The organism is Streptomyces sp. RPT161 (assembly GCF_027533845.1).
Lineage (GTDB): Bacteria > Actinomycetota > Actinomycetes > Streptomycetales > Streptomycetaceae > Streptantibioticus_A > Streptantibioticus_A silvisoli_A.
Genome location: NZ_JAPZVN010000010.1, coordinates 217,401 through 238,835 on the forward strand (window position 1 = coordinate 217,401; position 21,435 = coordinate 238,835).

The 21,435-nt window shown below is 68.7% G+C and carries 17 protein-coding genes; 7 read left to right on the forward strand and 10 right to left on the reverse strand.

The window, feature by feature from the left end; genetic code table 11:
* Positions 1–218: 218 nt before the first annotated feature.
* Positions 219–800 carry a TetR/AcrR family transcriptional regulator gene (locus O5O46_RS21285; RefSeq protein WP_269857098.1) on the reverse strand — a complete coding sequence of 194 codons (582 nt, stop codon included), beginning with the start codon at positions 798–800 and terminating at the stop codon, positions 219–221.
* Complete coding sequence (locus O5O46_RS21290) at positions 797–1,186, reverse strand: hypothetical protein (protein ID WP_269857099.1); 390 nt, start codon at positions 1,184–1,186, stop codon at positions 797–799. The genes O5O46_RS21285 and O5O46_RS21290 overlap by 4 nt, the downstream gene beginning before the upstream one ends.
* Before the next feature lie 45 nt (positions 1,187–1,231).
* On the opposite strand from O5O46_RS21290, the gene O5O46_RS21295 reads away from it, so the two are divergent.
* Positions 1,232–1,384: a hypothetical protein gene (locus tag O5O46_RS21295; protein WP_269857100.1), complete on the forward strand. Its 153-nt coding sequence runs from the start codon at positions 1,232–1,234 to the stop codon at positions 1,382–1,384.
* A 259-nt stretch (positions 1,385–1,643) separates the two neighbouring features.
* Here the strand turns inward: O5O46_RS21295 and O5O46_RS21300 are convergent, their stop codons facing one another.
* Positions 1,644–2,960, reverse strand: a complete 1,317-nt coding sequence (locus O5O46_RS21300; RefSeq protein WP_269857101.1) for an aminopeptidase C — start codon at positions 2,958–2,960, stop codon at positions 1,644–1,646.
* Positions 2,961–3,441: 481 nt separating this feature from the next.
* Complete coding sequence (locus O5O46_RS21305; RefSeq protein WP_269857102.1) at positions 3,442–3,912, reverse strand: MarR family winged helix-turn-helix transcriptional regulator; 471 nt, start codon at positions 3,910–3,912, stop codon at positions 3,442–3,444.
* A gap of 135 nt (positions 3,913–4,047) precedes the next feature.
* Here O5O46_RS21305 and O5O46_RS21310 point away from each other — a divergent pair, with 135 nt between their 5' ends.
* Positions 4,048–5,304, forward strand: a complete 1,257-nt coding sequence (locus tag O5O46_RS21310; RefSeq protein WP_269857103.1) for an alpha/beta hydrolase — start codon at positions 4,048–4,050, stop codon at positions 5,302–5,304.
* A gap of 778 nt (positions 5,305–6,082) precedes the next feature.
* A complete protein-coding gene (locus tag O5O46_RS21315) occupies positions 6,083–7,546 on the forward strand; it encodes an amidase (protein ID WP_269857104.1) in 1,464 nt (487 codons plus the stop codon).
* Between the two features lie 120 nt (positions 7,547–7,666).
* Here O5O46_RS21315 and htpX read toward each other — a convergent pair whose 3' ends face one another.
* From htpX to O5O46_RS21330, 3 genes are read right to left on the reverse strand one after another with little or no spacing between them, the layout of a single operon-like run.
* Entirely contained in the window at positions 7,667–8,569 is a 903-nt protein-coding gene (gene htpX / locus O5O46_RS21320) for a zinc metalloprotease HtpX (protein ID WP_269857123.1), read from the reverse strand.
* Between the two features lie 5 nt (positions 8,570–8,574).
* Positions 8,575–8,853 carry a PspA-associated protein PspAA gene (pspAA, locus tag O5O46_RS21325; protein WP_269857105.1) on the reverse strand — a complete coding sequence of 93 codons (279 nt, stop codon included), beginning with the start codon at positions 8,851–8,853 and terminating at the stop codon, positions 8,575–8,577.
* Positions 8,850–9,635: a PspA/IM30 family protein gene (locus O5O46_RS21330; RefSeq protein WP_269857106.1), complete on the reverse strand. Its 786-nt coding sequence runs from the start codon at positions 9,633–9,635 to the stop codon at positions 8,850–8,852. The genes pspAA and O5O46_RS21330 overlap by 4 nt, the downstream gene beginning before the upstream one ends.
* A gap of 310 nt (positions 9,636–9,945) precedes the next feature.
* On the opposite strand from O5O46_RS21330, the gene O5O46_RS21335 reads away from it, so the two are divergent.
* Both O5O46_RS21335 and O5O46_RS21340 read left to right on the forward strand, forming a co-directional pair.
* On the forward strand, positions 9,946–10,164 hold the full coding sequence (locus tag O5O46_RS21335) for a hypothetical protein (RefSeq protein ID WP_269857107.1): 219 nt from the start codon (positions 9,946–9,948) through the stop codon (positions 10,162–10,164).
* A gap of 43 nt (positions 10,165–10,207) precedes the next feature.
* The gene (locus O5O46_RS21340) at positions 10,208–11,398 is read left to right on the forward strand and encodes an SPFH domain-containing protein (RefSeq protein ID WP_269857108.1); all 1,191 of its coding nucleotides are present in this window, start codon (positions 10,208–10,210) and stop codon (positions 11,396–11,398) included.
* Positions 11,399–11,528: 130 nt separating this feature from the next.
* Here O5O46_RS21340 and O5O46_RS21345 read toward each other — a convergent pair whose 3' ends face one another.
* The 3 genes from O5O46_RS21345 to tap all read right to left on the reverse strand — a co-directional run bounded on the left by O5O46_RS21345 (position 11,529) and on the right by tap (position 16,332).
* Positions 11,529–13,115 (reverse strand): Na+/H+ antiporter, encoded by a 1,587-nt coding sequence (locus O5O46_RS21345; protein WP_269857109.1) that lies wholly within the window; start codon positions 13,113–13,115, stop codon positions 11,529–11,531.
* A 471-nt stretch (positions 13,116–13,586) separates the two neighbouring features.
* Positions 13,587–14,198, reverse strand: a complete 612-nt coding sequence (gene tpg / locus O5O46_RS21350; RefSeq protein ID WP_269857110.1) for a telomere-protecting terminal protein Tpg — start codon at positions 14,196–14,198, stop codon at positions 13,587–13,589.
* A 4-nt stretch (positions 14,199–14,202) separates the two neighbouring features.
* Positions 14,203–16,332: a telomere-associated protein Tap gene (gene tap, locus O5O46_RS21355; RefSeq protein WP_269857111.1), complete on the reverse strand. Its 2,130-nt coding sequence runs from the start codon at positions 16,330–16,332 to the stop codon at positions 14,203–14,205.
* 505 nt (positions 16,333–16,837) lie between these two features.
* Here tap and O5O46_RS21360 point away from each other — a divergent pair.
* Together O5O46_RS21360 and O5O46_RS21365 are read left to right on the forward strand one after the other, a co-directional pair.
* On the forward strand, positions 16,838–17,977 hold the full coding sequence (locus tag O5O46_RS21360; RefSeq protein WP_269857124.1) for a GDSL-type esterase/lipase family protein: 1,140 nt from the start codon (positions 16,838–16,840) through the stop codon (positions 17,975–17,977).
* Between the two features lie 828 nt (positions 17,978–18,805).
* Positions 18,806–21,394 (forward strand): SpoIIE family protein phosphatase, encoded by a 2,589-nt coding sequence (locus O5O46_RS21365; RefSeq protein ID WP_269857125.1) that lies wholly within the window; start codon positions 18,806–18,808, stop codon positions 21,392–21,394.
* Positions 21,395–21,435: the final 41 nt, after the last annotated feature.

Genomic DNA, 21,435 nt, shown 5'->3' on the forward strand with positions numbered 1-21,435 from the left:
TCCCCCATCCCCGGGTGCGGGCGTCGTGACGACCAGCCCGTTCCGGCACACATGCCGCAGCATGGCTGTTCGGCGCGGGCCGTACGTCCGTCCGCCGCCGCACCGGGGCTTGCGGCGGCTGCGGACGGACGCCACACCCGCCCGGACCGGTCGTTCTGCCGCACACTCGGCCGCGGTGCGTACCTGTTTGCGTTCCGCGGGGGCCGGTCGCGGGTGTGTTACGCGGGTCGGGTGGCGCGGTCGAAGAGTTCGACCAGTTCGTTCGCGCATCGTTCTGCGTCGAGGCCCGCGGACAGCAGTCCGTACGTGCTGTCGAGCGATGCTCGCAGCGCCGCTGCCATGATCTGCGAGTTGCAGGGCCGGAAGGCGCCGGTGCGCTGGCCGTTGTCGAACAGGTCGGCCAGTCGGTTTAGGGATTCGAGGTGGTGCCGGTCCCAGGCCCGGTCGCCGTTGAGGATGATCTGCTGGAGCGCGCGCATCTGTTCAAGGTGGCTTGCCATGAATGCCACGTTCGCCCGGATGAGGGCGGCCAGGAGTTCACGAGCACCGGTTGCGGCGTCCAGGGCGGGTTGCATGTGCGCGCCGGCGTGAGTGACGATCTGGTCAGCGATGGCTGTGAACAGCTCGTCTTTGCTGGAGAAGTGGTAGGTGATCAGTCGCTTGCTGCTGAGACCGGCCTTGTCACAGATGGCCTCGAAGGTCGTGGCTTGGTAGCCGCGCTCAGCCAGCAAGGCGATTGCGGCGCGGATGATCTGGTCCTTGCGGGCTGCGGTCGCCGCCTGACGGGTGGTCGCGCTCATCGGACCTGCTTACCAGCCTTGGGGTAGGCCTGGCGTACGGCCTTGCGGCCCACCATGACCGCGACCGCCAGTAGCAAGACGCCCACGACGGCCTGCTCGACCTTCATCCAGGCGGGGAATCCGTCGTGTGGCAGGGCGACGATGATCACAATCGCGAGGGGCGCGACGGTGGACATCAACCGCATTCGCAGGTAAGCGGCGCGGCTGCCACCGAAGGCTCGCCTGGCCAGTGCGATCAGCACAGTGGCGATCGCGGTGACGATGCCACTTCGAACCCACACGGCGGCATTGCCGCCAATGAGGGCGGCAATGCCGAGGGTGGCGACGGAGAGGACGAGCACGGCGGCGAACAGGGCGCGGATACGCCTGTAGAGTCCGTTATCCATGCGGATAACGTTATCCGCATGGATAAGTTTGTGCAACATGGCAGAGTGGCGCCCCTGTTGAGCCGGACAAACAGCATCGCCGACGGCACAGCCCGGGTGAGGATCGCTGATGTCGGCCGCCGCACCCTCTACCCCGGCGTCGACGCCACCGGCGTGCACAACGGAATACAACTCACCCCCCGCCAACTCACCCTTTGAATACGAGGGAAGGGGCGGCCGCATTCCGAAACGGCGGCCGCCCCACCCCGCACCACCGCCGGTCTGGGGGCCAGCGCTACATGAACCACCAAGCAGCGTCGCTGACGGCCAACGCCCACGCCAGAGTCATCGAGTCACGCCGATGTGGTGTGCGTCGGACACGGCAACTCATCCGGACCGCGAGTGTGGGATGAAGGCCGCGCTGGAGTATCAAAGAGTCCGTGGGACTCGCGTGGTACGGGCCGTCTCCTCTCCATCGTCAGTCAGCGAGGGCGCCCATGGGGTCCCAGGCAGGCAGGACGATCGGCGGTTGGTCGAGGGCGGCAGCCAGCTGCGGCGGGAGCGCGGAGCGCCGGACCGCGATTTCGAAGACATGCTCACCGAACCATGAGTCGTTCATGGTCCAAAAGCCCTTGTCGGCCTTCTCCTCACCCCAGCTGTTCTCCACCCGCCAGCGGCGCGGGCTCCCTTCCACCACGTCGACGCCGGTGAACAGCATCGCGTGGGTCATCTTCGTGTCGTGGTGCAGCAGCCGAGCGGCCTTGCCCATGGTGAAAGGGGCGTCGTAGACGGCCGCGTAGTCGAAGAGCCCCGCGTCCCAGACGCCGACGTCCGCACGCATCATCTTGGCCACGTCGCAGCCGAACCACACCGGCTCACCACCGATGATCGCCTCCGCGGCCAGCCGCTTCAGCAGCTCCATCTGCGCGTTGAGATAGACCACCGGCGGGGCGCCCACGATGTTGCCCAGATACTCGACGGTGAAGGTGCGGCCGACCGGGCTCGACTCCCGCGGGTCGTGCACCAGGCAGACGTACTCGTCCAGCGGCAGCTCCACATACGAGGCAGCGAACTCTGCCGGTGTGAGCCAGCCATCGCGGTGGAACTGCTTGTCCTTGTCCTCCCACTGCCACAGGAACCGCTGCGGTGGCGTGCCGAGGTGGATGCTGAGCACCCGGTGGACGGCAGCCAGCACCTCCCGCTTGCGCTCGCGCCGCGCTTCGACTCCCTCGTCGGCCTGCCCACGCAGGTCGCGGGCGCCCTGGCGGAGCAGGGTTTTCAGGGCCCGGTTCATCGCCCGGGTCGCGGAGGAGCTGTCGGTCTCCGGCATGGCCGACTTGGGTACCAGGCCGTGCTTGGCGACGAGCGCCACAAACATGTTCCACTGCCCACCGTCGCCGATCGGGTCCGCGAGCAGATGCGCCACCGTTCGGTCGTCCACATCCCGGTCCGAGGTTTCGATGATCGCCTCAAGGAAGTGGTTCGCCCGCTCGAACTTGTCCCACCACAGCAGGTAGTTCTGGGAGAACTCGAAGTCATTCACGCCCAGCTTCCGAGCAGCGCCGACCCGGAGCAGGTTGAGCCCGGCGAACATCCAACAGCGCCCGCTCTGCTTCTGGTTGGTGACCTTCCAGTCGTCCAGGTGGTGGGAGACCGAGTGGTCGATGCTGGTGAGGACCCGCCGATCCAGGGCGACATCGTCCACCGGCGTCTGGGTGACGGCGTTCTGCATCAGCCGGTTCACGGGCCGGGCGGCGAACTCCTTCTCGAAGAACTCAATCTGATCCGGGGTCAAACTGCGATCCATGGCCTGGCGGGAGTTATCGTTTCCGAAGGTCACAGCGGTCTGCCTCCAGTTCCCAGCGGTTCTCAAGAGGAGCGCGCCCTCACCGTCGCACGGCCGTTCAGCCGGAGTCAACGGAGTATCCAAAGTGAGCCGCCACCGCCGAAATGCCGCCCACATGCGGCGGCCGACGCGATCGTCCGGCGCGCTGTCAGTTGATCTGGCCCTCTTCACTCGCCGTCTCGTATGAGCTGATCTGCCGCGCGGTGGCAGCCATACGGCGGGCGCGGGGACCGGGACAGGCGCGCCACGGGCGGATGGCGCGCGCAGGGGAAGGTCGAAGGCCGACGGCCCTCCTTCGAGCGTGGCGCCGGGCCCGCTCGACGGCGGGCGCTCAGCGGTCGGCCCGACTGGAAACGGCGCCCTGGGCGCGCAGTTCCGCCCCGGCGCGAGGCGCCGCGGCAACCGTCGCGGACTTCGCTGTGGCGGGATGTCAGAGCTGGTCGTAGATGGCGGCCAGATGTCGCAGGACGTCGGTGGCGGCGTCGAGGGCGGCGGTGTCGTGGTGGCTGAGTGCGGCGTGCAGGGCCTGAGTGAGGACCGCTTGGCGCTCGCGGTGCCGCTGCGTGCCGGTGGGGGTGAGGGTGACGACGGCGGTGCGTTTGTCGCCGGCGGAGCGTTCGCGGGTGACGTAGCCGGCGTTGACCAGGCCGTTGACGAGCTGCGTGGCGGCGGCGTTGGTCGTCTCGGTGGCGGTGGCGAGCTGGGTGACGGTGAGGGGGCCCTGGTCGGCCAGAGCGCGCATGGCGCGGGCGTGGGTGAGGGAGAGAGCGCCCGCGGTGCGGGTGGCGCGACCGCGTAGCCGGGCGTCGGCGGCGCTGAGGCTGTAGGCGGCGCGGGCGAGCCGGTCCAGGGCGTGGTCTCGAGGGCTTTCAGCCGGGGTGACCTGGGCTTGTTCGGTCATGGGAGGGGTCTCCGGTTCGGCGCTCGTGGCGAAGTCGTGCAGTTGACATCCAGACTACCGTAAGTACTTAATAGTTAAGTACTTATCGAGATGCCGAACGGTGCGCCGCTGAATCCCCCCGAAAGGACATCCGTCATGACCACACGTTCCACCGGCCAGACCTGGGCCCTGGACATCGCACTCGCCCAGGGCGGCTTCGACGCGCTGCACCCCGGCGCCAAGGGCACCCTGGAGCAGCTCGGACACGACCACACCGACTTCGACAAGGTCTTCGAGCTGGTCCGCAGCGGGGCGATGCTGCCCAAGGCGTGGGCCACCGTCGCCGGGCAGGCCGAGGAGCGGGCCGCCCACCACGAGCAGGGCGGCTTCACGCAGACCGCCGCCGACCTGTACGCGCGGGCCGCGGTGATGTGGGGCCGCGCCCAGTACTCCGTCTTCGACGCCGCCGACCCGCGCAAGCTCGCCTTCCGCGAGCACGCCAACCACTGCGTCGAGCGCCTGGGCGCGCTGCGGGGCGGCCGGGTCCGCCGGGTGGTCCTGGACTTCGAGGGCCAGCACATCTACGCCCTGCTTCACCTGCCGGCCGGCGAGGTCCACAACGCGCCCGCGGTGATCCTCGGCCCGGGGATGGACATGATCAAGGAGGACTACATCTACGCCGCCGAGCGGTACTACACCTCGCGCGGCATGGTCGCCCTGTCGATCGAGGGCCCCGGGCAGGGCGAGTCCCGGGCCAACGGGCTGACCGTCGACCTCACCAACTACGAGCGTGCCATCAGCCGTTACATCGACCACCTGGCATCCCTGCCCGAGGTCGACCCGGACCGGATCGGCATGTTCGGCATAAGCATGAGCGGCTACTGGGGCTCGCGCGCCGCCGCCACCGACCGCCGCCTCGCGGCCCTGGCCGCCTTCGAGGCCGTTACCGGCGACTTCGCCACCATCTTCGAGCGGGCCCAGCCGACCTTCAAGAACAACTACATGTTCATGTCCGGCTACAGCGACGAGGAGGCCTTCGACCGCGAGCTGGTCGCCCGCATGCCACTGGGTGATCTCGTCGCCGACATCACCTGCCCGGTCCTGTACGGCATCGGCGAGTTCGACGAACTCACCCAGTTGGAACAGGCCCTGGCCAACTATGAGCGGGTGCGCGCCCCCAAGGAGATGCGCGTCTACGAGAACGAGTTCCACCCCCTGGGCGGCGTCGCGGCCGAGATCTTCCGCTTCGGCGCCGAGTGGATCGAGCGTGCTCTGAACGGCGAACTCGCCGAGCCCGGGCGCGACGTGCGCCACTACGTCCACCGCGACGGCCGCACCACCGACGGCACCGCCAACCCCACCTGGTGGCTCGACACGATCCCCGCCCAGATCACCGAGGCCCGCCGCGCCTAGGAACGAACACCACCGCCGAGAGCCCTGCTCCCTCCGCGACAACACGCGCAGGGGCAGGGCTTCCGGCTAGGAATCCTCGGGAGGCCAGGTGGCCTGTTGCTTCTGGGTCGGACAGGTGGGGTGAGCTGGTGAGTTGCGTCCGGGTGATCGTGGACTTCGGGACGGCGGTGGCAGGTTGGCCGTGTGAGGGGTGTAAGTCGAAGACCTACTGGGACCCGGATGCGACATCGCGTCCGATGGAGACGTCGAAGCGGCCCTGGGGGCGGACCTGTGTTCCTGGGCGGCAGGGCATGCGGTGCTGGAGCAAGTCGTTGAAGTGGCCCGCCGGTTCGCCTTCGCGCATGGGTGTGGTGACGGGCGGGCGCGGGCGGGGGCCAGGTTCACCGGCCAGGAGAAGGGGCAAAGAGCGGCTGCTGCTCGGCGGTTGAGTGACCCGGGCGGCCCGGTCGGGTCAGTGGGCGCGGCTGACACGGAGGAACCGGGCCAGGCAGTCGACGGACGGTCCACGGTGACAGTCGCCCCACACGTACGGCGCCAATGGCATAGAGCACGCAGAACCAGGCCCCACACCACCGAATGGATCTCGCACGTTTACGGTGTCAACAGCTTTACAGCTGCGAGCAGTTGTGGCCGCGGCCGACGCGGATGAGGTTGTGTCCGTGACGCCCCGGCCCGATCGGTGCGCACCCCCGCGGTGGACAGCAGACGGACCAGGCCCGGCGCGCAGCGGACGGACTGACGGATGGCGAAGAGCCCTACTGCGAGGAAAGAGGCGGATATGACAGCGAGTTCGGGGCCCGGCGAGGAGCTCGCATGGCTGGACGCTACGGCGCAGGCCGACCTGGTGCGCCGTAGCGTGCTGTCGCCGACGGAGCTCGTCGAGGCGGCGATCGAGCGGATCGAACTGCTCAACGACAAGCTCAACGCGGTGATCACGCCCCTGTTCGAGAAAGCGCTCGCCGAGGCCGGGGCAGCCAGGCTGCCCGACGGCCCGTTCCGCGGCGTGCCCATGCTGCTGAAGGACATACTGTGCCATTCCGCGGGCGACCCGACCTACGGCGGGATGCGCGCGTTGCGAGACCGGGACTGGCGGGCTCCGCAGGACTCCACTTTGGCGGCGCGGTTCCGATCGGCCGGATTCGTGTTCTGCGGCAAGACGAACCTCCCTGAACTGGCCACCAGCGTCACCACGGAACCGCTCGCGCACGGGGCGACTCGAAATCCGTGGGATCTCACCCGTTCCCCGGGCGGTTCGAGCGGTGGTTCGGCGGCGGCGGTCGCCGCGGGCATGGTCCCCGTGGCGCACGGCAACGACATGGCCGGCTCGATCCGGATGCCCGCGAGCGCCTGCGGAGTCGTCGGCCTCAAGCCCACCCGGGCCCGTACCACATTGGGGCCGCGGTACGGCGAGTACTGGGGAGCGGGAACACACGAACACGTGCTGACCCGCTCGGTCCGTGACACCGCCGCCGTGCTGGACGTGACGGCCGGCATGGCGGTCGGTGACCCGTACACCGCCCCGCTTCCGATGCGGCCCTACCGCGAGGATGTCGGTGCCGATCCCGGCACCCTGCGGATCGGGTTCCGTTCGACGCCACCGGGCGCGACCGCCCCAGCCCACGAGGACTGCGTGGCGGCCGTAGAGCACACTGCGCGGCTGCTCGACGCGCTTGGCCACCGCGTCGAGCCGACACCGGCGGCTGCCCTGGATTCTCCCGCCCTGTTCGAGGCGCTGCCGACGCTGTTCTCGGCGATTCTCGCCTGGGAGCTCGAAGAATGGTCGGAACGCCTCGGTGAGCGGCTCGAACCCGCCGACCTGGAACCGATGAACGGGCTACTCGCGGAGGCTGGCCGCTCGGTCACGGCCGCGCAGTGGCTCTCCGGTGTACAGGCGTGGCAGCAGTGGGCGCGCGGCGTGGCAGGCCTGTGGGAGACCGACGTCGACGTGCTGCTCACGCCAACGCTGCCCACGCCGCCGCTGCCGCTCGGGGAGCTCGCGCCGACGGCGAAGGATCCGATGGAGCTGGTGGCCGGGGTCACCAAAGGCATCGCCTTCACCCTGCCGTTCAACGTCACCGGTCAGCCCGCCGTCTCCCTGCCCCTGTACCGCAACGCCGACGGACTGCCGATCGGATTGCAACTCGTCGCGGCCTACGGGCGGGAGGACGTGCTGATCCGGTTGGCATCCCAGCTCGAACAAGCCGCTCCGTGGTCGGGCGAGCGACCCCCGTTCTCCGCGTAGGCGCGCGGGCCGTCGATGTCAGCGGGGTGGAGACCGCGGCATGCGCCATACGCGAGGCGGCCGAAGCGGCTGCGGTGCTAGATGGTCTGCTCAATCGGACAGGACGACGGCACCGCGCGGTCAGCGGGGTTGGTTCAGCTCGGTGGAGATCTTCGCGAGCTGTTCGAGGCGGCGCTCAAGGCTGGGGTGGGTGGAGAAGAGGTTGAACAGGGTGGCTCCGTCGCCGAGGGCAGGGGTGAAGAAGAACGCGTTGAACGGCTGCGCGGTGCGCAGATCCTCCGACGGGATGCGGGCGATGTCGCCGCTGACCTTGGTCAACGCAGAGGCAAGTGCCGAGGGGCGTGCGGTGAGCATCGCCGCTGCGCGGTCGGCGGCAAGCTCCCGGTACCGGGACAGGGCTCTGATCAGCAGGAAACTGATCGTGTACACGACGGCGGAGACGGCCATGATCAGGGCGAGCAGGAGCGCGGTGTTCTGGTCGTTGCGGCGCCCGCCGAACAGTTCCGAGTAGAAGGCGAACCGCACCAGCAGTCCGGCCAGGACGCCGAGGAACGAGGCAATCGTGATCACCGCCACGTCGCGGTGGGCGACGTGGGAGAGCTCGTGGGCGATCACGCCTTCCAGTTCCTCGGTCTCCAGGCGTCGCAGCAGGCCGGTAGTGACGCACAGCACCGCGTGGTCGGGGTTGCGGCCGGTGGCGAACGCGTTGGGCATGCCCATCTGCGAAATGGCCACCCGCGGTTTGGGCATGTCGGCGGTGGCGCACAGGCGGTCGACGATGCCGTGCAGGTGGGGCTGCTCCCGTGCGCTGACCTCGTGGGCGTGCATGGCGAACAGGGCGATCTTGTCCGAGTACCAGTACTGAGCGGCCAGCAGTCCGGCTGCGACGACCACCACCAGGATCCAGGACTTCAGCAAGGCGACCAGCGCCGCGATGAAGGCAACGTAGAGCAGGCCGAGCAGGAACATGGTGATCACCATGCGTACGCTCAGCTGCCGGTCGGGGCGGAAGCGGCTGCGCATCGCGCTCATCTGAGACTCAGTCCCTTGTCGGCCAGCCCGGCCAGCACCCGCGAGTGGCCGGTGGCCTCGTCGGGCAGTGCCAGGTCAGACGGCGTGCGCGTGTCATTCGGCAGCGGCACGCCCAGGCTGCGAACCGCGTTCAGCAGCGCGCGCAACGCGTTGGCGAACTCGAGTTCGTCGCCGGACTCGGCGGCCGACCGCACGGCGGATTCCAGTTCGTCGGGCTTCTCCAGGTGTGTTCCGGCGATCTCGCATTGGCCTTCGCCGAGGATCCGCACGATCACGATGTCGCCTCCCGGCCCGATTCCTCAGGGCCCGACGGCTTCTCGCCGACACTGCCCAGGGCAGGCGGGGCGGAGGCCGCTGGGAGCTCTGCCTTCAACCGGGCGAGTTCCGCGTCGACATCGTGACCCGCGGTGGCCGCTTCGAGTTCGGCCTGGATGTCGTCGCGGCCCGCTGGGACAGTGGCGTCCTCCAACGCGCCGGAGGCGAGCAGCTCGTCGAGGGCTCCGGCGCGGGCTTGCAGCTGCTCGGTCTTGTCCTGGGCCCGACGCATCGCTATGCCGAGGTCGCCCATCTCCTCTGAGATGCCGGTAACGGCCTCGCCGATGCGAGTCTCGGCCTCGGCTGCGGTATAGCTGGCTTTGATGGTCTCCTTGCGGGTACGGAAAGCGTCTACCTTCGTCTGCAGCCGCTGGGATGCCAGGGTGAGCTTCTCCTCCTCCGCCTGGAGTGAGGCCTCCTGCCCCTGCAGGTCTTCGAGCTGCGTGGCGAGGGCAGCACGCCGCGTGAGGGCCTCGCGAGCGAGATCCTCCCGGCCGACGGCCAGCGCCTGCTGCGCCTGGCCCCAGAGTTTCTCGTCGGACTGCCGCAACTGGGTCATCTGCAGTTCGACGCGCTTGCGGCTGGTCGCCACGTCCGCCACCCCGCGTCGCACGTTCTGCAGCAGCTCCAGCTGCTTCTCGTAGGAGTAGTCCAGCATCTCTCTGGGATCTTCGGCCCGGTCCAGGAGCTTGTTGGCCTTGGTCCGGAACAACGCGGTGATGCGACGCGCGATGCTGCTCATGCTCGTCACTTCCTCTCCTGTCTCCACTGTCCTACCTGCCGGGCTCTGACGCGCTGCGCCGTTCGTCCCCGCCTCGGGGGCCGGTCACAGACGCGGCGCGCTCGGCGGACGGTCCGGCGACACTCGAAGTTTTTGAACATTCAAGGAATGGCGGTGGAGCTGTGGAACTGTCCAGGACGTCTCGCGTAACGGAGCCCAGGCGGCAGCCGCCTGCGAGACGTATCCGGGGCGGCGACTGAGCGCGCGGAGTGTCGTGGTTCTGACCGGGCAGGCCGAAGGCCCGTCGGGTCAGAGGCGGGATGATGAATGTATGGAGCCACTGGAGGAGGCAGACCAAAGTCCGATCGGAGCCATCGGGCGGGTGACCGTTTCCATCCCACCGGACGGGCCGGGCGAAGTGCTGGTCGCGGTGCGCGGCGGGAGCGAGGCGTTCGCGGCCTGGTCCGAGAAGCCGATCGGCAAGCACACCCTCGTGATCGTCGTGGACCGTACGTCGGCCCGCTCGGTAATCGTCGCGCCCTTCCCGTAGCTGCCAACCGACTCACCTCCCTCGACACGACAGGAGGCCTCTTATGTTGTTCTGGCACGTTCCGGCACCCAACGAGGCCATGCTCATCTCCGGGTCCAAGCGCCAGGCGCAGGAGACGCAGTTCCGGATCGTCACCGGACACGGCAGCTTCGTCCTTCCCATCAAGCAGAAGGCCCGCATGTTGTCTCTCGCGCTTCGGGAGGCGGAGATCGTAGAGGAGTGCGTCACACAGCAGGGTATCCGGCTGAATGTGCGCGCCGTCGCGGTGTTCAAGGTGGGCGACGACTCGACGTCCATCGCCAACGCAGCCCGTCGCTTCCTTACCGAACAGGACCGTATGGAGGAACTTTCCGGCCGTATCTTCGCAGGTCATCTGCGCTCGATAGTTGGCGGTTTGACGGTCGAGCAGATCATCCGGGAGCGGGACAGGGTGGCGCAGGAGGTCAAGGAGGCCAGCCACACCGAGATGGAAAAGCTGGGCATCGTCGTCGACGCCCTGCAGATCCAGGAGATCGCGGACGCAACCGGATACATCAACAACCTGGCGGCCCCGCATGCGGCAGCCGTCGCCAGCCAGGCCCGGATCGCGCAGGCGAAGGCCGACCAGGAGGCTGCCGAGCGCGAACAGCAGGCAGCCGCTCTGAAGGCCGAGTACGAACGCGACACGGCGATCAAGCGGGCGGGATTCCTGGCCGAGACCGAGCAGTCCAACGCCCGTGCTGCGCAGGCGGGCCCCTTGGCCCAAGCCAAGGCCTCCCAAGAAGTCATCGAAGAGCAAACCTCCTTGGCGCAGCGTCAGGCTGCCCTCGCGGCACAGCGGTTGGAAGCAGAGGTACGCCGCCCCGCGGACGCGGAAGCGTACCGGCAGCGCACCCTGGCCGAGGCCCAACGTGACCAGGCGAAGTTCGAGGCGGACGGTCGGGCCTATACCGAGCGGACCGTCGCGCAGGCTCAAGCCGACGCCAACAGCGCCCGGGCGGCGTCGCTCAGGGACGGCAACCAGGAACTCATCGCCGCGAACCGCGTAGTGGAAAATTTGCCGGCACTCACCGAGGCCGCCGCCCAGGGCATCGCCGGGGCCCGCCTGACTGTCCTCAACGGCACCGAGGGGGTCAACGAGGTCGCATCGGGAATCGTCGCACAGGGTTTGGCGATCCTGGAGGCGCTGCGGAACTCGACCCCAGCACCAAGCATGAACGGAGCGGCCCCCGCACCGGCCCCCGAGAAGTCCTGAAGAACTCCAGCGAGCAACTCACCTGCGGGGCTGGGGAGTTCCAGAGTTGGCTTGCCTTCCCGTGTCCACAGCGGTCCCTCCCGAGTGGCCGCGCGCCGAGGCCGTCGCGTTGTGTGAGCGGGACTGGCCGTCAGCCGCGGGCGCGGAGGCTGGCTTCTTCGAGATCGAGTTCGCGCTGGATCCGCCGCCGGGTGGCGTAGCTGATCTTGTTCGCTTCGTAGAGGCGCTGAAGCTCGGCCGCCTCGATGGCGATGAGTGTCCGGCGTATCTCGCGGTAGGCGTCGGCAGGACGGGCGTCCGGGTCGCTGTAGTGGGCATCTTCGGCCTGGTGGATACGCGCTTCCAGTTGGCGACGGACCTGTTTCAGTGCGGCCTCGGCGGCGGCACCCAGATCGGCGAGCTGATCCAGATCGCCAAGCTGTTTGAGCTCTTCGAGAGCGGCGTGAGCGATGCGTCGGCGGGTGCGGGCCTCTTCGCGGGCGGTGTGCTCTGGTTCCAGGGCGATGCCGGAGCGGCGGACGACAGGGGCGAGGGTGAAACCCTGGAAGATCAGAGTGAGCGCGATGGTCCCGGTGGTGAGCGTGAGGATGAGCGCCCGGTGCGGCAGCGGCGCCCCAGTGTGGGTGGTCAGGGGGATGGAGAGCGCGGCGGCCAGCGGCATGACGCCTCGGGTGCCTGCCCAGGACAAGACGGCCGGGACGCGCCAGGAGAGGCGACTGTCGCCCTCCCTGTGCCGGTGGTGGATAAGGGCGGACAGCGGGAAGACCCACAGCAGGCGGATCGCCAGCACGGTGAGTGCGATCACCGGTACCCACAGCGGCCAGCCGTGCTCGTCGTGCGCGAGCTGACGGACAGCGGAGGGTAGCTCAAGGCCGATGAGGGCGAAGACGACGCTCTCCAGCAGGAAAGTCACAGTCTCATAGACGGCGTGGATCTGGAGGCGGATGGGGGCGCTGCTCAGCTTGTGGCCGGTGCTGCTGAGGGCAACCCCGGAGACGATGACGGCGGTCACGCCGGAGGTGTGCGACTGCTCCGCGATGACGTACGAGGCATACGGGGTGACCAGGGCGATGACGGTCTCCAGTATGGGGTCCTCGGTCCGTCTGCGGATGAGGGTCACCACTGCGGCAACCGCCGCGCCGATGAGAGCTCCTCCGCCTGCGAGGATCAAGAACTGCTCGACGGTCCCGGGCACGGTGATGGCGCTGCTGGAAACCGCAGTGGCCACAGCGACCTTGTACAGGACCAGGGACGTGGCATCGTTGAACAGGCTTTCCGCCTGCACCATGGCCTGCACGCGCGGTGGCAGAGCCAGGCGCCGACCGAGCGCGGTAACGGCCACGGGGTCGGTGCTGGCCAGGACAGAGCCGAGGATGAACGCGGTCGCGGCGGTGAGCGGGGTGAGCGCTCGGGCGACGTACCCGACGGCGATGGCTGAGGCAAGGACCAGCCCGAAGACCAGGCCGGTCACAGGCCTCCACACGGTACGCAGGTCACGGACAGAGATCTCCCCGGCCGAAGCGAACAGCAGTGGCGGCAGCACCAGCACGTTGATCACGTGAGGCGGCAGACGAACCTCTGGGACCCAGGGCATCAGCCCAACCACCAGACCGGCAATCACCAGGAGCGAGGGGGCGGGCAGGCTCCAGCGCCGGGCACCGGTCGCCACCGCTGTGGCCAGGACCACGAGCAGCAGGATGACGGTCAGACCGGTCATGGAGCGTCCCCGGTAGGTTGCGGCTTGTTGCCCCCCTCTGACCAGGTGCTTTATCAACGTAACCGACCTCGGGCGGTGATGCAGCCGGCATGGAGCCGCGAGCGCCCAGGGCGCGGCAGTCGGGCACCGAGAGGCCGCCACGGACCGGGCGGTCACGCGGGTGATCGCCCTGGCGACGCCGCCGCCCGAGCGGCGCGTCTTCGGGTATGTCGACCGGCTCAAGCGCGTGCTCAGTGCGTTCGCGAAGTAGCGCGGCTCGTAGTAGGTGCATCCGATCTGCACCGGAAGCCACGCCCTGCCCTGAGAGGCCCCACAGACCGATCCCCCGGTGCTCCCTCCAGGCCCTCCGCGCGCGGCTGCGCGCGGCCGGAACCCACGAGGCCCCACAGCGCTCCCAGCCATGACTTACGCACTGACGAGCTGCCTTTGCTCATTCACACGTTGATGCTCGCCATTCGCTTCCCTCTTTCTTCAGAAGGCGACGTCGATGTAGTCGATGTCGGTGAACTCTACTTCGAGGTCCAGAGCACGGCGTCCTTCGTCTTTGAAGTAGATCTCTTGGAGCCCCTCGGCGACGATGCCGCGCATCTGCTGGTCGGTGGCGCCTTGTTCGCGGGCGTCGAAGAGGCGGCGTGCGTAAGGTGCTGGCAGATGTACGGTGAGGCGGCGCATGCGGCCGTCGTCGGTGGTGCCGATGGGTGCGGTGTAGCCGAAGCGGGCGCGGGTCTCGATGGTGATGCCGGCGGTGCTGGCGGCCTTGTTTCGGGCTTGCGCTCGGACGCGGGGCTGCCACATGGCGAGGACCAGGGCCCGCAGTCGGGTGGCGTGGTCTTTGGTGGCGTGTTTGATTTTCTTGTCGCGGTAGCGCTCTACCGTGCGCTGGCTGACGCCGATCTGTACGGCGACGCGACGGGCGAGTTCCGCCCTGCTGGCAGGCTTCAGGTCGGTGCCCCGGATCGCCTTGCGGTCGGCTGCCTCTGCCTGTTCCAGCAGGAACTTGACCTGGCCGTACGTCGTGGCCGGGATGGAGCGCGTGAACGTCTCCTGCTCGGCGCGCTCCAGGGCTCTGTGGATCTCGGTCACGGTCCTACTCCCCCGCGTCCATGACGGCGTCGCCGCCCTTGATGTGGCGGGCGGGGTTGTAGCCCTGCTCCATCAGGTCCACCGCCCACGCCATTTCCTGAACACCCTCCAGCTTCGCCATGCCCGGGCTGGCGCCAAGACGGAACGTACCCGGCAGGATGCGACCGTCCTCGGTGAGCGGCAGGAAGTCCAGCGGTGACGGGCCCGGGCTTGGGTAGACGACGCAGTCCGACAGCACCGCCAGCGGGTAACGTCCGGTCGCCTTCGCGACGTTGAGCATCTTGCGGTGCATGTTCACCCGTGCCTTGGCGATCACCGCGGCCCGAATGTCCGGCCGCCACGTCGGCCGCTCCAGTGCCGGCCACCGCTCACCGTCACGGTAGTGGCGGCCCTGAGGGCGCTCCCGGAGTTTCCCGATACCGCCCTTGACCGTCGACTTGATCGCTGACAACACGCACGCCAGGCCCGGATCGGTCTGCTTGTGCTGCTCCATCGCCTCCAGGAAGGCGCGTTCACCGACGTCGCCTCCCACAGGGACACCGAGGTCGCCCATCGTGGCCACGTAGGCGGCCCTGAGGCGGTCGTGCCACGGATCCAGGTACGCACCCGTCTCGTACCGCAGGAACGCCTCGACGGGGGTGACCTCGTAGCCCAACTCCTGTGCGTAGGCGACGGAGTTGGTCTGATACCAGGCAGGTCCCGAGGGGCGCTCGCCTGTGGAGGTGAAGGGGCTGGGCAGACGTGGATCCAGCTCGACGTGGGAGAGGTCCACGTACCAGGAACCGGGGACCTTCTTGTCGAAGGAGGGGCGGTCAACGTGAACGGGCGATCCGAGCCCGACCGTCAACCGCGCCGCGGCAGCAAGGAACGCGGTGTTGATGTCGATACCCACCGCGAAGGGCAGCAGGCACTCCTCGTCACTGAGGAGGTCCACGTCGCGGACCCACTGGTAGGCCTCCTCGTCGAGGAACCCGTCCGTCCAGCCCTGGGCGACCGGATGCTCGGCCGGGGCCTCCGGCGGCGCCGGGTCCACCACGGCAGTCAGCGCACCCGGGTTCGGCGCTGAGACCCACGCACCGGACGCGTCCTTGGCGGCACGCGTCGGCGGCCGCAACGCGGTCATCAACTCCAAACCGCACACCGCGGTCGAGCCTCGCGGGGTGATCACGCGAATGGCGAACTCGCCCAGCACCCTGGCGAGTTCAGCAGGGGGCAGGTCGGCCGCCTCTCCCCAGGCCCTGGCGTCCAGGGCGTCCCACGACAAGATCGCCAGCTGCACGCACTGCCGCTCGCTGCCCTTGGCGGGACGGTAGATCCTGGGCCACGGCCCGAACCCACGCTGCGTCAACTTCCACTTCGCACGCGCGATTTGTCTGACCACTGGGTGGTCCTCCGGCAGGCGCAGGCTACGGCGTGCCTCTGGGCCCTCCAGGCGCTCCGGCAGACCGAGCTTCACGGCCGCCGACGCGGTCAACACGACCAGCGGATCGGCATCCTTGCCGTTGCGGTGCAGCCGCGCTGCGCCGATCCCGGAGTCCTGCAAAGTCCACTCGACCAACTGCGTAATCGTGGTCGCCGGGCAGTCCAGCACCACACCACCGGGGCAGTAGACCATGCCATCCCCGTCCAACACACCGAGCGGGCCATGGGGGAACCGCTGGTCGAGGGCCGGCTGCGCGACCTTCTTCGCAGCCGGGCGATGCGGCGTGGACGCCTGCTTGGTGCTCACCACGCGCCTGGCGCCTGCCGAAGGAGGGCTCACCGCAGGGGGTGCCGGGGTGGTTTGTTGAGGGACGTCAACCGGACGTCGTGGAGTGTTCGTGGTGGAGGTCCGCGGCACTGGCTCCGGCTCGGGCGGCGACGCCGGTGATGCGTCGGGGGTGGTCTTGGGGTACTTCGCGGCCCAGCCCTCCAACAGGCGCAGGTAGGCCTGGCGCCGTGGTGGTCTGGGTTCACTGCGGCCGGTGTCCCAGTTCTTCACGGTCTGGGTCGTCGTTTGCAGGACCTGGGCCAGACGCGCCTGCGTGACACCAGCGGCCTCCCGCAGCCGCTTTCGCTCCTCGGGTGGCGGGAGTTGCGGCTCACCCTCCAGTAGGGCGTCCACGGCCGCGAACAGCTCTTCCTGGCTCGCCATGCTCCACCTCCGCCCTCAAACCTACCAGGATTTACCCATCGATTTGCGATGTCCTTAGCCTTGGATTTTCGAGCCCCGCTCGTGACGCCGCTTGACCGCTGGGGAGCGGGAACACGCTGTGTTCCCGGCCCGGTGATCGACGCGTACGAGATGCCATAAGCGGCGTGGCGCTGGTGGAATGCCGCTGGGCGGTCAGGCGTGTTGGGTTGGTACTGACCTCAGGCTAGGACAGCCGACACGGGACCTGGACGCACGAACCAGAACAGCTGGCGTCCACACCGGGGCGAGTGCAGTTCACGGTCCCGCGTCGCTGCGGAACTCCAGGTCAGCGCCTCAAGCTCCCAGCACCACGCGGTATTTGCCCAGCTCGAATCGCGGGGCCGAGTCCCATCCCCCGCTCCAGGACGCAGTGATCAAGGATACTCAAATGCCATTCGCATGTGGGAATCGGTGGAGTTGACGCCCCATCAGGGGCAGTCGGAAGGCAGGAGCAGTGGCAGTGACGATGCGGTCGGTTCCGCTGGTGGGCGGTCCGGTGGAGATACGGGGTGCGCTGGACCTGGTGACCACGCCGTCGGGGGTGATGCCGCGTCGTCTGCCCGCATGGACCAAGGACCAGCATCAGGACCCGACGGAGTACGGGGTGACCGTCATGCCCTCGGGGGTGCGACTGGTGTTCCGCACCGATGCGCGGGAAGTGGAGTTCGATGTCCTCACCACCACAGGTCAGTTGGACAGCGATCCGCAGCCACAGCCGACCGGGACGCTGGAACTGCTGGTGGACGGCGCCCCGGCCGGGCGCCAACAGGCGCCGTTGGGCAACGTCCTGCGGATGGCAGGCCCCGGGGCGGTGCAGCAACTGATCCCGGGCGAACCCGGTACGGTGCGGTTCGCCGGGCTGCCGACGGGCATGAAGAACGTCGAGCTGTGGCTGCCGCAGCAGACCCCCACGGAACTGGTGGCGCTGCGCGCCGACGGCGAGGTGCTGGCGCCACTGCCGGACAGCCGACGCCGGTGGGTGCACCACGGCAGTTCCATCAGCCACTGCCTCGGGGCCGACGGCCCGACCGGCACCTGGCCGGTGGTGGCGGCGTCGCTCGGCGGTGTTGAGGTGATCAACCTCAGTCAGGCAGGCAACGCGATGCTGGACCCCTACGTCGCCCGAACCATTCGCGACATGCCCGCGGACCTGATCAGCCTCAAGATCGGCATCAACATCGTCGGCCTGGCCGCCTTCCGGCGACGGACGTTCGGCCCAGCGGTACACGGCTTCCTCGACACCATCCGCGACGGGCATCCGCACACGCCACTGCTGGTGATATCCCCCCTGAGCTGCCCAGCCTTCGAGGACACCCCCGGCCCGGCCACGACGGGTCCGAACGGTGAGGTGACAGCCCTCGGCGACCCGGCCGATGTGGCCCACGGGGCACTGTCACTGACGGTGGTTCGTGCGGAGCTCGCCCGGATCGTGACGGCCCGGCGGGCATCCGATCCCCACCTGCACTATCTGGACGGACGCGAGCTCCTCGGCCCTGAGGAAGTGGACGACCTGGCCGACGGCCTACACCCCACCGCGGCCGCATACCGTCGAATCGGCGAACGCTTCGCCGCCCACGCGTTCGCCAGCAACGGCCCCTTCGAGTGAACGACCGGGCTTTCGCACCCGAAGCCCCGGCGGAGCCCGATCCTCGGGTATCCGATGGCCCGTTGGCCCTCCTCGGGGCCGATCAGGGCACCCCCGGTCAGCCGCGCCAGCAGTACATCGCCCCGACGCGCCCAAGGTGCCAGCCACGGGAAGCGGGCTCAGGACCCGCCGTCGTACGTGCCCCACAGCGCATGACGGCGGGGTGTTGTCCAAAGGGGCCGATTGGCGGGTTCGGTTGTCACCCGTTCGATTAACCGATCGGGGGAGGGCGACCAGCCCCCGCCGAACTTAGAGTGAGCGTATCCGAGGCTGAAAGGATGATCGTGAATGCGGCCAAGCGTCGTGCCGCGACCCCTGCGGCGCTGATGGCCGTGGGAATGACCTTACTTCCCCAGGCGTTGCGAACGCGGCCGCTATGACGTCAGGTGCGGCGTCCGTGAACGGCAGCACCGTAACACTGACCACCAACGACTCACGAGTCCGCCAGAGCTGGTGCACGGCTGGCCGCCGCAACGGCGCCCTGAGCCTGGTGGAGACGTGGCGTCGCGGCCTCGCCACCGCGCGTGGCCACAGGGAGATCGCGGAGTTCCTGCCCAGTCGGCGCAGCGGGCCCACTCCCTTGACCCTGATCGTCGGCCGACGCCCGAGCCACTCCTGCGCTCCACGACCGTACGGTCGTGGAGCGGCTCGCCGAACGGCGTCGGCTTCTCCCCACGAATCGGGGGAGGGACATCGATTTTGAAGTACACATGGCACACCACCAGAAAGACGAAGCGCTCCTCGGAGGGGCGGCAGCCGCTGGTTTGGTTCCGCAGCGTCGCCGGTCAGATGTTCGCTCTACAGGTGCTGATTGTGGTGTCCCTCGTCGTGGCCTCGCTGGCCATGCTGCTGTTCAAGGCACACAGCGATCGGCTAGAAGCGGCGCGGGCCCGTTCGCTCGCCGCGGCCGAGGCGTTCGCGCACAGCCCCGGTATGGCGTCCGTATTGGGCGGGCCCAGCCCGACCGCCGTGCTTCAGCCGCTGTCCGACGCCGTTCGCGAAGAGGGTCGGCTCGACTTCGTGGTGGTCGTGGATCGGCAGGGCACCCGCTACACGCACCCTGAACCGCGGCTGATCGGCAAGAAGTTCGTCGGCACTCTGGGGCCGGCCTTGGCGGGCCGCTCCACGGTTGAGGAGATCGACGCTCCCTTCGGCCGGAAGGTGGAGGCCGTGGTCCCGGTGACCGACTCTCGCGGCGCGGTCGTCGGTGCGGTGGCATCCGGGCTCAGAATCAGCTCGGTGACGTCCGCGCTCCAGCGGCAGTTGCCGGTGATCCTCGGGGTTGGCACCGCCGCTCTGGCCTTGGCAACGGCGGGTTCGGCACTGGTGAGCAGGCGGCTGCGGCGGCAGACGCACGGGCTGGGACCGGCCGAGATAACCCGCATGTACGAGCACCACAACGCGGTGCTTCACTCCGTGCGCGAAGGAGTGGTCATCGTCGACGGTGGGGGGACGGTGGTCCTGGCGAACGACGAAGCACATCGGCTCCTGGGCCTGCCCCCGGACGCCGAGAAGCGGGCGGTGTCTGATCTCGGCCTCGCACCCCGGGTCACGAAGCTGCTGACCTGCGGCGACACGGCCAACGACGAGGTGGTGCCGGTGGCGAGCCGGACGCTGGTGGTGAACGTCCGCCCGACAGGCCAGGCGGGAGGCCCAGCCGGCAGTGCGGCCACGCTGCGCGACTGCACCGAACTGCGTGCCCTGGCGGGCGAGGCCCAGCTCGCCCGGAGTCGGCTGCGCCTGCTCTACGACGCGAACATGGCTGTGGGCACCACCCTGGATGTCCGCCGAACCGCCGAGGAGATCGCCTCGGTGGTCGTCCCCCGCTTCGCTGACTACACGACCGTCGACCTTGCCGACGCAGTGAGGCGCGGCGAGGATCCGCCACTGCTGGCCGGCGAACGCACACTTGCACTGCGCCGCGTGGCGGTCAGCGGCCGGCACGATGACCACCCGTTGCGCCGCGTTGGCGAGGCGGTCACGTTCACCACGGCCGCCCAGGAAGGCGCCGGTGAACGGGCAACCCTGGTAGCCGACTTGACGGTCGCATCCGAAAAAGTCACGTCCGATGCGCAATGTCTCCAGCGGGTACTGGACGTCGGATGCACATCGCTCATCGTGGCCCCGCTCACGGCGCGTGGTGTCCTCCTGGGGGTCGTGAGTTTCTGGCGCACGCAAGACAGCGATATCTTCGACGAGCGGGACCTCACACTGGCCGAGGAGTTGGCGGCCCACGCTGCGGTGTGCATCGACAACGCGCGCCGCTTCACCCGCGAACACGCGATGGCCGTGACTCTCCAACGCAGCCTGCTGCCACAGCGCCTGCCCGGTCAGAACGCACTTGACATCGCCCACCGCTATCTCCCCGCCCAGGACGGTGTGCGCGGGGGCTGGTTCGACGTCATCCCACTGTCCGGCACCCGCGTCGCCCTCGTCGTCGGAGACGTCGTCGGCCAAGGTCTACATGCGGCCGCCACCATGGGACGGCTACGCACCGCCGTGCAGAACTTCTCCTCCCTGGACCTGGCACCGGACGAACTCCTCGGCAGACTGGACGAAATCGTCGCCCGCATTGACCAGGAGTCCGCCACGACGGACAACAGCCCGAAGATCGCGGGCGCCAGCTGCCTGTACGCGATCTACGATCCGGTCTCCGGCAGCTGCGCCCTGGCCCGTGCCGGTCACCAGCCACCAGCGGTAGTCCGCCCCGATGGCACCGTCGACATCCCCGAACTGCCTGACGGCCCGCCCCTGGGCATGGACGACCTACCGTTCGAGGCGGTTGAGATGCATCTACCCGAGGGCAGCAGCCTGGTGTTCTACACCGACGGTCTCGTCGCGGACCGCGAGCACGACGTTGACGAAGGCCTGGACACCCTGCGCACCGTGCTCGCGCGCCATGGGCGCGGTCCGCAGGAGACTTGCGAGAAGGTGCTCTCGGCGCTTCCGCTTTCCCAGCAGAGCGACGACACCGCCCTGCTCGTCGCCCGCACGCGCCGCCTGTCGCCCGACCGGGTCGCCAACTGGGAGCTGCCGTCGAACCCTGCGGCTGTGGCCGGCGTGCGTGCCGACATCAGCCGCCAGCTGGAGCGATGGGGGCTGGAGGACAAGGCGTTCACCACCGAGCTGGTACTCAGCGAGCTCATCACCAACGCCATTCGCTACGCGCCGGGCCGCATCGGCGTACGGCTGCTGCACGACCGCGCCCTGGTCTGCGAGGTGTCGGACTCCAGCAGTACCTCACCCCACCTGCGCTACGCGTCGGACGAGGACGAGGGCGGCCGTGGTCTGTTCCTCATCGCTCACCTCGCCGACCGCTGGGGCACCCGTTACACCGCGCAGGGCAAGGTCATATGGGCCGAGCAGCGGTTGGTGTGAAGGCGGCCCCGACAGCGACAACACGTGCGCGTCGCCCCGGG

Bases quoted from the DNA above. Each gene is read 5' to 3' on its own strand.
- O5O46_RS21285 (WP_269857098.1), bottom strand. From the start codon at position 800: ATGAGCGCGACCACCCGTCAGGCGGCGACCGCAGCCCGCAAGGACCAG.
- O5O46_RS21290 (WP_269857099.1), bottom strand. From the start codon at position 1,186: ATGGATAACGGACTCTACAGGCGTATCCGCGCCCTGTTCGCCGCCGTG.
- O5O46_RS21305 (WP_269857102.1), bottom strand. From the start codon at position 3,912: ATGACCGAACAAGCCCAGGTCACCCCGGCTGAAAGCCCTCGAGACCAC.
- O5O46_RS21310 (WP_269857103.1), top strand. From the start codon at position 4,048: ATGACCACACGTTCCACCGGCCAGACCTGGGCCCTGGACATCGCACTC.
- O5O46_RS21315 (WP_269857104.1), top strand. From the start codon at position 6,083: ATGACAGCGAGTTCGGGGCCCGGCGAGGAGCTCGCATGGCTGGACGCT.
- htpX (WP_269857123.1), bottom strand. From the start codon at position 8,569: ATGCGCAGCCGCTTCCGCCCCGACCGGCAGCTGAGCGTACGCATGGTG.
- O5O46_RS21330 (WP_269857106.1), bottom strand. From the start codon at position 9,635: ATGAGCAGCATCGCGCGTCGCATCACCGCGTTGTTCCGGACCAAGGCC.
- O5O46_RS21335 (WP_269857107.1), top strand. From the start codon at position 9,946: ATGGAGCCACTGGAGGAGGCAGACCAAAGTCCGATCGGAGCCATCGGG.
- O5O46_RS21340 (WP_269857108.1), top strand. From the start codon at position 10,208: ATGTTGTTCTGGCACGTTCCGGCACCCAACGAGGCCATGCTCATCTCC.
- O5O46_RS21345 (WP_269857109.1), bottom strand. From the start codon at position 13,115: ATGACCGGTCTGACCGTCATCCTGCTGCTCGTGGTCCTGGCCACAGCG.
- tap (WP_269857111.1), bottom strand. From the start codon at position 16,332: ATGGCGAGCCAGGAAGAGCTGTTCGCGGCCGTGGACGCCCTACTGGAG.
- O5O46_RS21360 (WP_269857124.1), top strand. From the start codon at position 16,838: ATGCGGTCGGTTCCGCTGGTGGGCGGTCCGGTGGAGATACGGGGTGCG.
- O5O46_RS21365 (WP_269857125.1), top strand. From the start codon at position 18,806: ATGTTCGCTCTACAGGTGCTGATTGTGGTGTCCCTCGTCGTGGCCTCG.